This window comes from Almyronema sp., from assembly GCF_052168255.1.
In the GTDB taxonomy this organism is placed as follows: Bacteria; Cyanobacteriota; Cyanobacteriia; order Phormidesmidales; family Phormidesmidaceae; genus Sphaerothrix; species Sphaerothrix epifaneia.
Genome location: NZ_JBQLZL010000051.1, coordinates 32,571 through 46,866, shown reverse-complemented (window position 1 = coordinate 46,866; position 14,296 = coordinate 32,571). Strand labels below are relative to the sequence as shown.

Below are 14,296 nucleotides of genomic sequence, written 5' to 3'. Positions count from 1 at the left end.
GGAGGGAGGGGGAGAGGGGGAGATAGGGGGATGGGGGGATGGGGGGATGGGGAGAGGGGGGGAGGGATGAATTGTCCCAGGCTGTCTCTAGCTCTGTAGGCTGACTTTCTCTATTTTGCTCGCCTTCTTTCTCTCGCCTTACTGCCTCACGTTGGCTGATTAAATTGGCTTCTAACCATACTGTGCCGCCGGGTTCTGAAAATTTGATAGCGTTGCTGAGCAAGTTGGTCAGCACTTGCAAAATGCGATCGGGGTCGGCTGATAGCGGCAGCGTTAGGGGCTGGCTGACTAGCGTGACTTGAGCTTGACTCGCCATACTTTGCACCAGATCTAAAGCCGTTGCTATCAACTGGGCGGCATCGCAGGTTTGTCTTTGCATCACCACTCGACCTGACTCAATTCGCTCAATGTCGAGAATGTCGTTAATCAGGCGAATGAGTCGTTCGGCGTTGGCTGCGGCGATGTTGAGCATCCGCTGAGCTTGCTGTGGTTGGGCGCTCAAAACACCACCCGCCAACAAATCGAGCGCTCCTGAAATAGAGGTTAGGGGGGTGCGCAGTTCGTGGCTCACTACCGAAACAAATTCGTCTTTGAGGCGTTCAATTTCACGGCGATCGCTGATATCAATACATGAGCCAATGTAGCCCTCAAACAGACCTGCTGGGGTAAAGCGGGGCACCCCCGTATTTAGCACCCAGCGATACTGACCGTCAAAGCGTCGCAGCCGATACTCGACTTGAAAGGGCTGGCGGGCTGCAAACGCTTGCTGGTAGGCATCTAGGCAGATGGCTAAGTCTTCGGCATAAACCCCCGCCGTCCAGCCGTTGCCCAGTTCTTGCGCTAGCGATCGCCCGGTAAAATCTAGCCATCCCTGGTTAAAAAAGCTGCATTGCTGGTCAGTCCCAGACATCCAGAGCAACACCGGGGCACTATCTGCCAGCGTCCGAAAACGCGCCTCACTTTCGCGCAAAGCCGCCACTAACTGACTTTGAGCTAAGGCAATACCCACCTGGTTGGCGAGCTGCTGCAAAAGGTCGATTTCAAACGTCGTCCACTGCCGAGGCCGACTGCACTGATGGGCAATCAGCAAGCCCCAAAGCGTTTCACTTTGCAAAATGGGGACGACCAAATTCGCTTTCACCCCAAAGGATTGCAGCATTTCCAGATAGCAGGCATCTACCCCAGTAGTTTCAACGTCCTCAATTTGACCCACGCGACCCTGGCGATATTGCTCTAGAAAATCGCTTTCAAAGCACGGATCGTCAATTTCTTCGCCTAAAATCATCGGCCAGCCAGAAACAACCGCCTCTTGCAAAACCGTCCCGCCCGACTGATCAGGCCGCAGTTGAAAAATAAGCACCCGGTCGGCTTGTAAAAACTGCTGCACTTCCGTAACGGTTGTTTGCAAAATCGTTTCTAGCTTGAGCGATTGCCGCACCTTGAGCGCCAGTTCGGCAAATAACTGCGATCGCCGATTTTGCCGCCGTAGCGCGATCGCGGCTTGCTGCTGGGCTTGGCTAGCCTGGTTAGCGGCAATAAAACGACCAATACTCTGCGCCATTAGCTCAATAATTTCGCGCTCGTGGGGAGTAAAGGGGGTTTGCCTGATCTCGGTGGAGGAAAAGTTGAGCGTGCCGTACACTTCACCATTGACGAAAATAGGCGCACCTAAATAAGCTTCCAAACGCAAGTTTTGATAAACCGGATGCGACTGCATCTCCCGCTGAGCGCCAACGTGCTGATAAGTGACCGTCCGTTTTTGCCTGACTACGGCTGCACAGTAGGTTTCAGCTAGCAAAAACTCCAAACCGGGCTGCAAAAAGGTCAGTTCAGACTGAACAGCCCGAATGATATAGGTTTGGTCAACCACTTGACTGATAATGCCAGTGGGCATTTGCAAAATAGCGCCGCCTGTCGTTAAGCAGTCAGCAAATAAAGCCTCTACGGTGGCGTAGTCAGTTGTATTAATGCGATGCAGATGCTTAAGCTGGGTGCTGAAGGTGGCTAATGCCTGCGTTTGCTGTTGCAGAGCGACTTCAGCTTGTTGACGCTGCTGCACAGCTTCAATGCGATCGCTAATATCACTGCCAATCCCCAAAAAGCCAACCAACTCCCCTTGCGGATTGCGGACAGCCGTTACCGAAAGGCTCACGGAAAAGCGACTACCGTCTTTGCGAATATAAGTCCACTCGCGCTCATCGGCTTTTCCTTCTCTGGCTTTAGCTACAAAAACTTCAAACCCAGGCTCGATTACCCTACCCAATTCTGCGCTCAGTTCACGCGATCGCTGCTGTATCTCTGCCGCATCATGAAAAATCGCGGGCGTCATTTGGTTGATTACCTCTGCGGGGGTGTAGCCCAGCCAGCGAGCGGCGGCGGCGTTGAAAGTGGTGATGATACCTGTTGGTGTTGTTGAAATAATGCTGTAGTTAGCGCTATCTAAAATGGCTTGCTGTAGCGCGGCGGCTGTAGACATTTCACGACCTCCGACGACGAACTGAACGCGATCGCCCCTTATCTGTGGCAGCGGTGGACGTTGGGGTTATGGCAGGTAAAGGGGGGTCGGCTTCTGCTTGGGCGTGAGTTGTGGCTGTCTGGTATAGCTGCGCTAGCGTTATTCCCCCTTGGGGATAAGCTGCCATGCCCATCGTTAGCCACACGGCAGCGGTTTCGGCTACGCTTTTAAGCGGGCTACTAATTTCGTCTGCTAGCCGTCTTTCGCCTTCGGCTGGGGTCAACCCGTACAGCCCAATGACAAAAGTGGTTCCGCCCCAACGGCCTACCACATCTTCTCCTTGAAAGTGCTGACGTAGCTGTTTACCCACGCTGGCTAAAACCTGATCGCCAGCCGCATAACCCTGCTGCTGGTTGAGTTGCTTTAGCCCCTCTACCGTCAGAACGGCTAAACAAAATGGCTGTCGTCGGCGATCGCAAAGCTGAAGCAAATCCTGTAGCAACTGGGTAGCGTGCCGCCGATTGAGGACACCCGTTAGCATATCGGTTTGGCTCAGGCTTAAACGCAAACGGGTGCGCTCTAAGCGGTTTAGTACCCGTGTTACCAGCTCAGGAACCACAATGGGCTTGCTGAGATAGTCATCTGCTCCCACTTCAAAGACTTTTCGCTTTGTGTCTGCATCGGTGTGGGCGGTCAAAAACAAAATCGGTAAGTCGATCCAGCGGCGGTCATTGCGAACAGTTTGACACAGTTCTAGACCGTTGATGTCAGGCATTTCAACATCTAAAATCAGCAAGTCAGGGGTTGTCGCCTCTAGCACCTGCCAAAACTGCTGAGGGTGGTCTAAGGTCACTACCTCTAACCCCCAGGGTTTGAGCCAATAGCGCAAAATTTCTAGCACGGTGGGATCATCATCAACGGCCATTACCCGCGCGGCGACGGGGCGCGATCGCTGCAACACCTGCACAATGGCTTCAACCACCTCGACAGCCGCTTCACTGCTGCGTAATAATCCTCGTCCGCCCAAGCGGGCAACCTGCACCCGATCAATAGAGGCTTCAGGCGGGATCATCCCCAATACGGGGATAGGCGGCGTATAGGCTCTTAATTCGCCCAGCAATGCCCGACTTTCAGGGCACAACCTGCCCTCAGTGGGATCGGCTTGAGCGGGTATCAGCATTAACAACACCACATCTGGACGCTCCGCACTGATTTGGGTGTGAGCTGTGCTGACATTTGGCACCACCTGGGTTTGCAGATCCCGCTGGTGCGCCATCTGGACAATGGCAGCTAGCGTTGAGGCTTCATACTGTCCTACTAGCCACAGCAGCGGTCGCGCTCGGTTTTGCCAGCTACGGCGGGGCAGCGCTGCGGGAACAACTTGTGGCGGGGTTTGCTCTAGCAGGGCTGTGAGCGCGGTGACCCGTTCTACAAGCTGTCGTTGTTGACTGGGCGAAAGCGGCTGCGGCGTCTGGAGCAAATGTTCAATTTCCCGCGCCAGAATGGAGCCTTGATCTAGCTCAAACATGCCCAAAGCGCCAGCTAGTTTGTGAGCCGCTTGTTCGGCTTGCTGCCGTAGCGTTGGCATGAGCCGATCGCTGAGCAAAGCAGTGACTGCTTGGTTAATCAGGGCAATGCGTTGATGGATCACCGCCTGCGATCGCTGCCAGGAAGCGTCTAAAGCGCCCAAAACTTGCTGTTCTGGACTGAGTGACTGCGCTGCGGTAGGTAGGGGGGGCGGGCGATCGCTAAAATCCTGCTGCCGATCGGGGGCTGTCGCCACCACAATTGCCTCTTCTGGTTTGAGCCGATAGCCAATGCCGTAAACAGTTTCAATGGGTTCATCGGGTACGCCAGCGGCTCTGAGCTTTTGTCGCAAGGTGCGGATATGCACAGTAACGGTTTCTTCCCCCGGCATTTCTTCAAACGACCAGAGGTGATCAATCACGTCACTGCGGCTGAAGACACGCTGAGGATTGCGTAGAAACAGCTCGAGTAAGCCATATTCTTTAGGGGTGAGATGCAGCGGCTGGTCGCGATAGTGAACTTCATGGGTGCTGGGATCGAGGTGCAGTTGCTCCCACTGTAGCGCTGGCAAAAGCACGCCCCCACCCCGACGCAAAAGCGCCCGAATTCGAGCCAGTAGCTCTTTCAGGTTAAAAGGCTTGGTGACGTAATCATCGGCTCCCGCATCTAGGCTAATGACTTTGGTTTCATTGTCTTGACGAGCCGTTAACATCAGCACCGGAACTTGAATACGCTGCGATCGCAGCCGCCGACAAAAACTAATCCCATCCAATTTGGGCAGCTCAATATCCAGCAAGATGAGATCGTAGGGAAAGCTGTCAATCAGCTCCCAAGCGGTTTGGCCATCCGCAGCGACATCGACCGTGTAGTGTTGTGCAGTGAGGCTTTTGATCAGCGGTTCGACGACTAGCTCATCGTCCTCAGCTACCAGAATTCTCATTGGCAGTGGCTGTTAAGCAAGCAGCTGGTTAGCAGGTATCGGCAAGCGCTAAACATCATCTTTCAGCCTAGCGTTGAGTCTATAGATTCGTTAACTGGCAGTTGCAAATTGATACCTGGACTTTTCAGTTCTTTACTTCTTATGAGAGAGCCATCATTCAACCGCTTGATTAAACGTATACTCGCATCAGCGCTCCTTAAATGACAATTATCCATGTCTAATCGAAACGAAACGCCAATTTTGCTAGTCTCGCTGCTGCTCACAGTTGCGTTGGTGGGTGCTTTAGGCGTTTGGTTATGGCCTCGTTTACAGGCAGGTAACTTTTCCCCCGCTTCAACGCCTGACGCTGCTTCCCCCCCCTCTGATTCGCCTCAGGAAACAGCAAATGCTGGCAGCCGTTCTCAACTCAGTCAAGGTGAGCAAATTCTCATTGGTGAAAATGTTTCTGCGCTTAAACAGTCGGCGGTAGACGCGATCGCAGCGGCAGACTATACGCGCGCGGTTTCTTTGCTGGAATCAGCTTTGGCTGAGAATCGCAACGATCCAGAAGCCCTGATTTATCTCAACAATGCTCGTATTGCCGAGCAGCCAGCTTACACTGTGGCAGTGGCGGCTCCCATCACCACGGCTTTGAACCCGGCGCTAGAAATTTTGCGCGGTGTGGCTCAAGCCCAAACCGAAATCAATGCAGCGGGCGGGATCAATGGTGTGCCTCTTAAGCTGGTGATTGCCGATGATGGTAGTAGCCCCGAAACGACGGCGGCAGTGGCTAACCAACTGGTGGCGGCATCAGATGTTTTGGCGGTGATTGGTCATTTCAGCAGCACCACCACGCTAGAAACAGCTCCTATTTACACCCAAGGACAACTGCCCTTGGTCTCGCCGACCAGTACGTCCGTTGAAATTTCGGGGGTAAGTGATTATGTTTTTCGCACGACGCCTAGCGATCGCTTTATGGCGACGGCGCTAGCCCGCTACATGCTCAACCAGTGGCAACAACAACAAGCTGCCGTATTTTTTAATGCAGAGAGCGACTACAGCCTCTCTTTGAAAGATGAATTTACTACGGCAGTCTTTAGCGATGGGGGTCAGGTGCTGGCTGAAGTAGACTTGAGTGCCCCCAACTTTGACGCGGCTGAAGCTGTGAACCGCCTTAAATCTCAAGGGGTAGCGGTGATTATGCTGGCGGCTAATACCGCTACCCTAGATCAGGCGATCGCCGTGATTGAAGCCAACGCGGGTGACCTTTCCCTACTGGGGGGCGACAGTCTGTATAACCCAAGTATTTTATCGGTAGGAGCCGCAGCAACAGATTTAGTGGTCGCCATCCCCTGGCATGTGTTGGCTAACCCTGAGGCTGAGTTTGCTCAAACCTCGCGGCAGTTGTGGGGGGGAGATGTTAGCTGGCGCACAGCTACCACCTACGATGCCCTCAAAGCGATCGCAGCCGCTTTAACCGCGACCCCTTCACCAACGCGGCAAAGCCTCCAGTCTGCTTTGGCTGGATCTACCTTTGTCGCTGAAGGGGCTACCACTGAAGTCCGGTTTTTGCCGTCGGGCGATCGCAACCAAGCTGCTCAGCTTGTCCAGGTCGAACCGGGTTCGCGTTCGGGACGTGGCTATGATTTTGTGCCGATTCAGCCTTAAACGCCATTGATCGCTAAAGGCTGAAGGGTGAGGGCAGCGGGCAGAGACAAAGCTTTTCTGTCAGCGGCTTTTAGCCATTAAAGGGTTTTAACGCTAGCGGCGACAGCTATAGCCATAGGGACTATCAGCATTTGGCAAACCGTTAGTCATACCGCACCCTGGGATCTAACCAGCCATAAAGCAGATCAGCCACCAGGTTAAAAATCACCACCAAAATGGCATAAATAAAAGCGATCGCCATCACCACGGGCGTATCGCCCCGATATATAGATTCCACCAACAACGCCCCAATTCCTGGCACCCGGAAAACCTGCTCTGTTACCAGCGATCCGGTAAAAATAGTTGGGACATCCAACGCTACCAGCGTCACCACTGGAATCAGCGCGTTGCGCAAAACATGCAGGTTGATTACCCGAAAAGCTGAAAGTCCTTTGGCATAAGCCGTTTGAACATAGTCTTGCGGCAACTCCTCTAAAACGGCTGCCCGGACAAAGCGCATCAGTACAGCGGTTTGAAACAGCGCTAGCACGCAAATTGGCATAATTGACTGCCGCAGCAAGGCCCAAAAGCTAGACCAGTCTTGCAGCCCGATCGCGCTGTTGTAGATGAAGGGAAACCAGCCTAGCTGAACGCTGAAAACAATAATAAACAGCAGCCCGGTAAAAAAAGTCGGTAGGGAAAAGCCCATAAAGGCCAGGGTTGTAGCCAGACGATCGAACAGAGAATGTCGTTTAATTGCGGAAATAACGCCCAGTGGAAAAGCCAGCAGCACGCTCAGGCCATAGGCGGATCCCAGCACCCAAAGCGTTGTGGGCAAACGCTGTCTAATCAAGTCGCTGACTGGGCTACGACTGGTGAAAGAGTAGCCCATATTGCCTTGCAAAAAGGCCCACGCCCACTTGACGTAGCGAAGATGAATTGGCTGATCTAACCCCAACGTGCGGCGAATGTTTTCGCGTACCTCGGCGGTAATGGCAGGATTTGAGGCCAAATCGCCTAAAGGATTGCTAGGCGCGATCGCCAAAATCGTAAAAATAATTAGGCTAATGGCAATTAATGTAGGAAGGGCAATCAAAAGGCGCTGCAGCAGATAGCGAGTCATTCAGTCTATACAGGAAATGCGGTGTTTCTGAGTCAGACGGGGTCAGCCAATTAGTTGCAGTTAAAGCGCCAACGCCAAAAGCCGGACGACTGCACAGTCATCCGGTACGGTTGGGCTAAAGCGGGGTGGCGACTCTACTCAGTGAAGGTGGCAGGGGCTACCACTGCTTTGGGAATTTCGATGATGGGTTCGTCTAAAGCCACCTCTAAAACAGCTTCTTCTGCTATTGGCGGCGTCAGGTTAGCCAACTTTAACAAACTGGGGCGACCTTCAAAGACCCCGGAAATGCCCCCTAAAACCAAAACGGCAGCAGTGCTAGCACTGGCTAAAGCCAGCAGTCGAATACGCTGTCCCATACGCTGAAGGACGCAAGCCAGGGTTTGCTCAACGGACACTTCTGCATCTGGCACAGGCAGCGACTGGATGCCTTGTCTCAGCGTTAGAAGGCGATTGTAAAGGCACTGCGCGCCTGGATCATCTGCCAGCCACCGATTAACTTGGCGACGCTCATCGGGCGTCACCTCACCGTCAAGATACGCACTTAACAACTCGAAGCGATCGCGCTTGGTCGCATCTAGATCCCCAAAAGCCTGACGGCGTTTAGGGACAAAAGACAAAGGGGAAGACACAGGAGATTGCATGGAGACGGGCTGATTGATGTTTGAAGTCATCTCAGAACGGATATCGACACAATATCGGACTGAGCAAAGTGCAGAAACCAATGCAAAAAAAATATCGAGGAATTGGGCTAGCCAGATTCCTCAGATAATCTATTCGTAATCATAAGGGGATTTACTGAGATAAGATACCCCCCCTGATGATAGAGATTTCTGCACCTAAGCGACCCAGTTCAATGAGTTATTTAAATACGTGACCCTCCAAATATGGCTGAAGTTCCCCTTGCAGCCGCTGGCGGGCGCGGGCGATCCGAGATTTTACAGTGCCCAGTGAAACACCAGTCATGTCTGCAATTTCTTCGTAAGCCAGTCCTTGAATTTCTCGCAGCACAATAGTGGTACGAAACGATTCAGGTAGCTCAGCGATCGCCAGCTTTAACTGGTCGTAGAATTCCCGGCTGAGCATGTCATCTACCGGGCTAGGTAAGTCGGCAGGCAGCTCCCAATCAACTTCGCCATCTTCTAAGGTGCGAGGGGCGTCAAGCGATAACATCGTGCGGACGCGCTTGCGCTTGCGTAACTCGTCGTAGAACAGGTTGGTGGTGATGCGACCCAACCAGCCCTTAAATTTAGCCGGTTCATTCAATCGGCGGATATTTCGATAAACTCGGATCCAAACTTCTTGAGTCAGGTCAGCGCGATCTGACCAATCGGGGGCGAGATGGTAAAGAAGTCGCTCTACATGAGACTGATAGCGCTTTAGCAGCTCTGCAAAAGCAGCTTTGTCAGGACGGCGACTGCACTGACACCGAAGCACAAGATCGAGGTTCGAGAGTCTCTCAGGGGGCAATTGAGCAGACGTAGGCAGAGAAGTCGTTGGGGAATAAGTCGTTGTAGAAGTAAGACTCATGATTCCTTTATTCAGCTGATTGTGCTTTTCGGGCATACCACCCTGAGATGGCAATACTCGCAACCGAGCGATCGCTTAAATTTATTCAGCAATCAACGCAAAGCGTTCTTAAGCTTTTTATAAGACGTCTGCTAACCCCACAGTCCGATGACTGTGCCTGTCATTTTTTTGGCACATTGGTAAATACTCGGAGAAGACTCAGGGGGTGGGACTGTATGAAAGTCAGGCCAAACGTGTACGCTAGCTTTATAGCTTTGCAGTCAGCTGCCCCATGCAACATCTTGCCAGAGTTCTAAAAAAAGCTTTTATTGGCGGTGCTGAGCTAGAGCTGCTGGCCCGTCAGACTTCAGCGTATACTTGGGAGCTGATGCCAGAGGCTAGCCTCTTGAAAACTGCCAAAATGATCGCCTTCAACGAAGGCGCTCTCATTTTGGTGAAGGTCACGTCTGCGGTTGACCAGGAACTTGACATTGCTGACGTGAAAGACGCAACCGAGTGGGTACTCGACCTCGTCGCCCATTACCTCACCAAAGGACTTTCACCTGAAGCGCTGGCTCAAGAAATTGAGCGGGCGGAGCAGTGGCGGCAGTCTTTAACCCTACAAAACCAGGAAGTGAGCCGTCGCTCTTTAGAAACGCTGGCGCGTCGAGATGAAATTCAAGAATTGGAAAAAAAGCTCAAGCTCGATCGCGAAGAACTTGAGCAAAGAGCCTTAGAACTAGCTGAGCGAGAACGGCAGCTAGAGCAGGCTAAGCAAAATACGGCTGAGAACGCCAAACCCGCATCAGATTTGTAATTCTAAACCTGTGGCTGCTCTACTGGCACAGGCGGCAACGATAGCTGCGGTGGGCGATGGCCGTTATTGTTGGCCGACGGCTCTGGTTCTGAAAGTAAAACTCCTCGAATCAGGCGAGCGGCAGCGCGTTGAGCGAGGCCACCAAAAATGCGCTGTCCCATCTGCCGAGTTTCCGGCTTGAGCAATACCTGAGGCAAGACAGCCGCTAGCGTTGTGGCATCAAAACCTTGTGTATCGCGCAAAATGCTGAGAATGCGAGTGATATGTTCAAAGCTGGCAGATGAAGCCGCTGGGCTAACTGGCTGCGGAGAGACGGCAATGCCAAGATTTTTTTGGATGGCATGGTTGACGCTGTACAGCAAGCCCTGGCCAAAGCGATCGAGCTGTTGGACAATTTCATCGGCAATGCGATCGCGGAAAAATTCTCCCCTTTCTGAAAACAGAAATTCTAGGGTTTGGTTGAGCGCCTTGTTTAGATCGTAGTCGTCGCTGTTGCGGGCGTTGCGCAGAAGATTTTCCAATCGATTCCAGCGAAAGTTACCGTCGCGAAAGAGCAAATCATTGAGCGAAGCTCGCAGTTCTGGTGCTGGATCGGTTAGCAAGCGCTTGGCGATGTAGGGATAGGCTTTGCTCAAAACTTTGAATTCTGGATCAACATTGATCGCAATCCCTTCTAAAGTGACAAGCGAACGAATAATCAAAGCGTAGTAGGCCGGTACCCGGAACGGATATTCGTACATCAGTGCCGAAAATTCGTCTGTGATGCTTTTGAAGTTTAGTTCGGCTACGCTAGCCCCTAAAGCATTGCTAAAGACACGCCCCAAAGCAGGAATAATCGGCGTGAGATCAGTGTCGGGCGTCAGAAATTCTAGTTTGACATAGTCTTTGGCTAGCCCCTCAAAATCGCGGTTGACCATATGAACAACCGCCTCAATCAGACCGTAGCGCTGATAGGGTTTGACTTCGCTCATCATGCCAAAGTCTAGGTAAGCTAGCTGTCCGTCAGCGGTGGCCAAAAGGTTACCAGGGTGCGGATCGGCGTGGAAGAAACCATGCTCTAACAGTTGCCGCAGCGAACACTGAACCCCCACATCAATTAAATAGCTAGCGTCAATTCCCTGGGCACGCAGCTTTTCAATTTGGGTTAGCTTAGTACCCTCAATCCACTCCATCGTCAGAACTCGACGAGCCGTGTAGTCCCAATAGATGCTCGGTACGTAAATATCGCGCAGATGGCCGTAAAGCTTAGCAAAACGCTCAGCATTGCGACCTTCATGGGTATAGTCCATTTCCTCAAAGATACGGGCACCAAACTCGTCCATGATGCCTGTTAAGTCGCTGCGAACACGAGAGACATATTTATCTGTGAGTTTGGCTAACTGCCGCAGAATGTAGAGGTCTAAGGCAATTTGCTGAGCCAAACCTGGCCGCTGAACTTTAATAGCGACGGTTTCTCCTGTTTTTAAGCGTCCTTTGTAAACCTGTCCTAACGAAGCGGCAGCTACGGGTTGGGGCGAAATCTCGGCGTATAATTCTTCGGGCAATGCGCCCAAGGCTTCGCGAATAAATCGAAAGGCGATCGCGTTGGCAAAAGGCGGTAACTGGTCTTGTAACTTGGCAAACTCATCTAGATAAATGGGGGGAACCAAGTCAGGTCGAGTCGAAAGTGCCTGTCCAATCTTGATGTAGGCTGGGCCCAATCGGGTCAGCATATCCCGCATCTGAATGGCTCGTTTGGCTTCGTTGGCTTTAGCTTTACCCGTACGGCGATCTAGCCAAACCTGCACGTAGAATCCTACCAGCGGCCACAAGATGCTAAAAAATCGCCACAAGACCCGCAGCGGTTGCCGTCCGTAGTGCTGCTCGATTGCTGCAGGGTCATAGGTTAACAAGTCCGTTGGCTCAAGCTTGGCAGGCCGAGGGGTGGCTAAGGGAACGTTTTCAACCTCGGTGGTTAGCGGCTGAGAGGCTTCATCTGACCAAACGCTTTCAGGAGATGAAACAGGAGCAATCACCTCAAAATCGGACATAGGCTTTGGATTCATAACCTCAGGTTGGATAGGGTCGCTTAGCTGAGCCATTACGGACATTAAAGCAAAATTAGCAGTCGTAAACTATTGTAACAATATCGCTTTTAAGCCGAAATCTCATGTGCTAACGGATAGATAAACGTTAGTACATCGGTATGCAAACCCCTTACCATAGAATTTGACTGCTATCAGACGTCTCAGCTTGACTTGCTATACCCTCAATAACAGGGAGTTTTTGGGGCGGCTTGTCGAGAACGCTACTGGCTGATTGAGGCTAGAAACGGCTTAGATGTTCAAAAAAGCAGTCTAGGCGACAAAGATTTCTAGATTCAAAGCAGGCGATGGCGATGGCTGCTTGATTGCCTGCTGTTTACCACCACGGTGAAATTAATTTACATGTTGGTTTCCCTGAAAATTGAAAACTTTGCCCTAATCGATCAATTGACGCTGCCGCTTAAGCCCGGCTTGAATGTGCTAACGGGGGAAACGGGGGCGGGCAAGTCGATTATTCTAGATGCCATTGAGGCTGTACTGGGGGGACGGGCTTCAAGTCGTCTGATTCGTAGCGGTGAAAAGAAGGCTTTGCTCGAAGCTACATTTATTCCCCCCGTTGAGTTACATGATTGGCTAGCGCAGCAGCAAATACCGTTGTCTGAGACGGGGCAATTGGTTTGTAGCCGGGAGTTAACCGCAAGTCGCGGAGCCGTCCGCAGCCGCTCTCGTTTAAATGGAGTTGTAGTCAACAAACCCCAGCTAGAAACGCTCAAGCCTAGCCTGGTGGAAATGACGGCTCAGGGGCAAACGATGCAGCTTGGAGCCGCCAACCTGCAACAAAATTGGCTAGACGGTTTTGGGGGAGACGAACTCCTAGCTCAGCGCGATCGCGTTAATGAAGCTTATCAGCTAGCTACAGCAGCTTTTCAAGCGCTCGATCGCCGTCGCAAAGCCGAACAGCAGCGGCTACAGCAACTTGACCTGTTTGAGTTTCAAGGACAAGAGCTAGGAGGCGCTAACTTAGAAGAACCCGACGAACTGGTGAACTTGCAACAAGAGCAGCAACGGCTGAGCCATGCGGTTGAGCTACAGCAGCAGAGCTATCAGGTTTACCAAATTCTTTACGAAAATGATGGCGGAGCCGAAGCCTGTGGTGATCTGCTGGGCAAGGCCAGCTCAATTTTAGAAGACATGCTACGCTTTGATCCCAGCGTTGAACCCATCATCGATCTGGTCAGTGAAGCCCTGGCGCAGGTTGAAGAAGCCGGACGCCAAATTAATAGTTACGGTGAAGACGTTGAAACTGACCCAGAACGGCTGCAAATAGTTGAGCAGCGGATCAGTCAGTTGAAGCAGCTTTGTCGCAAGTATGGGCGAGATTTGCCAGAGCTGATTGAGTATTACCAGGAAATTCAGGCGTCTTTGGCTTTGCTGAATGGCGATGGTCAATCGATTGAAGCTTTAGAGCAAACCTATCAGGTGCGGCAGCAAAAGTTGGTGGCCGCATGCCAGCAACTCACGCAGCTACGACAGCAGGCTGCAAAAGTGCTAGAAACTCGCCTGATAAAGACCCTCAAACCGTTGGCAATGGAGCGAGTTAAATTTCAGGTAGAGATTACCCCCGCTACCCCATCAGCTACTGGGGCTGACCAAATTCAGTTTTTGTTTAGCCCTAATCCGGGTGAGCCGCTACAGCCGCTCACTGACGTTGCCTCGGGTGGTGAAATGAGCCGTTTTCTTTTAGCGCTCAAAGTTTGTATTTCTGAAATTGATGGCGTTGGCACAATGGTCTTTGACGAAATTGATGTTGGCGTTTCTGGCCGGGTTGCGCAAGCGATCGCCGAGAAGTTGCATCACCTGAGCCGCAGCCATCAGGTTTTGTGTGTTACCCACCAGCCAATTGTGGCTGCAATGGCGGATGCCCATTTTCGCGTTGGCAAACAAGTTATTGAGTCAGCCACCCCGCCAGAGGCTCAGCGGCGCAAGTCGCGCAAAAGCAAAGCAGCAGACGAAGCTGCCCAAGAACGAACGGTTGTGCGGGTTTCGCCGCTCGACTTAGACCAGCGCCGGGAAGAACTGGCTCAACTCGCAGGCGGGCAGACGCATCAAGAGGCGATCGCCTTTGCTGAATCTTTGCTGGCTCAAGCGGCTAAACTGCGCCAACAGCAGCAGGTTCCCGCTTAGAAGTGATAGGGCTATCCTCAGGCGGCTTGAAGTAAAGATAGCTCTTAGGAACTATTTGGAAAACGAGTCTAAAACTTTAAAATGGCTGGGCTTT

At 52.1% G+C, this 14,296-nt stretch carries 9 protein-coding genes; 3 read left to right on the top strand and 6 right to left on the bottom strand.

What is annotated here, in order from left to right; all coding sequences use genetic code 11:
• On the bottom strand, positions 1 to 2,476 hold a 2,476-nt coding region (locus ACTS3T_RS11745), incomplete at its 3' end, for a GAF domain-containing protein (RefSeq protein ID WP_462935013.1).
• 1 nt (position 2,477) lies between these two features.
• A complete protein-coding gene (locus tag ACTS3T_RS11740) occupies positions 2,478 to 4,922 on the bottom strand; it encodes a response regulator (protein ID WP_462935012.1) in 2,445 nt (814 codons plus the stop codon).
• A 213-nt stretch (positions 4,923 to 5,135) separates the two neighbouring features.
• Between ACTS3T_RS11740 and ACTS3T_RS11735 the strand changes: the two genes are divergently transcribed.
• Positions 5,136 to 6,569 carry an ABC transporter substrate-binding protein gene (locus tag ACTS3T_RS11735; protein ID WP_462935011.1) on the top strand — a complete coding sequence of 478 codons (1,434 nt, stop codon included), beginning with the start codon at positions 5,136 to 5,138 and terminating at the stop codon, positions 6,567 to 6,569.
• A 142-nt stretch (positions 6,570 to 6,711) separates the two neighbouring features.
• Here ACTS3T_RS11735 and ACTS3T_RS11730 read toward each other — a convergent pair whose 3' ends face one another.
• The 3 genes from ACTS3T_RS11730 to ACTS3T_RS11720 all read right to left on the bottom strand — a co-directional run bounded on the left by ACTS3T_RS11730 (position 6,712) and on the right by ACTS3T_RS11720 (position 9,198).
• Positions 6,712 to 7,671 (bottom strand): ABC transporter permease, encoded by a 960-nt coding sequence (locus tag ACTS3T_RS11730; protein WP_462935010.1) that lies wholly within the window; start codon positions 7,669 to 7,671, stop codon positions 6,712 to 6,714.
• Positions 7,672 to 7,805: 134 nt separating this feature from the next.
• Entirely contained in the window at positions 7,806 to 8,342 is a 537-nt protein-coding gene (locus ACTS3T_RS11725; RefSeq protein ID WP_462935009.1) for an anti-sigma factor family protein, read from the bottom strand.
• A gap of 187 nt (positions 8,343 to 8,529) precedes the next feature.
• Entirely contained in the window at positions 8,530 to 9,198 is a 669-nt protein-coding gene (locus ACTS3T_RS11720; RefSeq protein WP_462935008.1) for a sigma-70 family RNA polymerase sigma factor, read from the bottom strand.
• Positions 9,199 to 9,469: 271 nt separating this feature from the next.
• Between ACTS3T_RS11720 and ACTS3T_RS11715 the strand changes: the two genes are divergently transcribed.
• Entirely contained in the window at positions 9,470 to 9,994 is a 525-nt protein-coding gene (locus ACTS3T_RS11715) for a hypothetical protein (protein ID WP_462935007.1), read from the top strand.
• A gap of 2 nt (positions 9,995 to 9,996) precedes the next feature.
• Here the strand turns inward: ACTS3T_RS11715 and ACTS3T_RS11710 are convergent, their stop codons facing one another.
• The gene (locus ACTS3T_RS11710) at positions 9,997 to 12,024 is read right to left on the bottom strand and encodes an ABC1 kinase family protein (RefSeq protein WP_462935006.1); all 2,028 of its coding nucleotides are present in this window, start codon (positions 12,022 to 12,024) and stop codon (positions 9,997 to 9,999) included.
• 396 nt (positions 12,025 to 12,420) lie between these two features.
• Between ACTS3T_RS11710 and recN the strand changes: the two genes are divergently transcribed.
• The gene (recN, locus tag ACTS3T_RS11705; protein WP_462935005.1) at positions 12,421 to 14,202 is read left to right on the top strand and encodes a DNA repair protein RecN; all 1,782 of its coding nucleotides are present in this window, start codon (positions 12,421 to 12,423) and stop codon (positions 14,200 to 14,202) included.
• Positions 14,203 to 14,296: the final 94 nt, after the last annotated feature.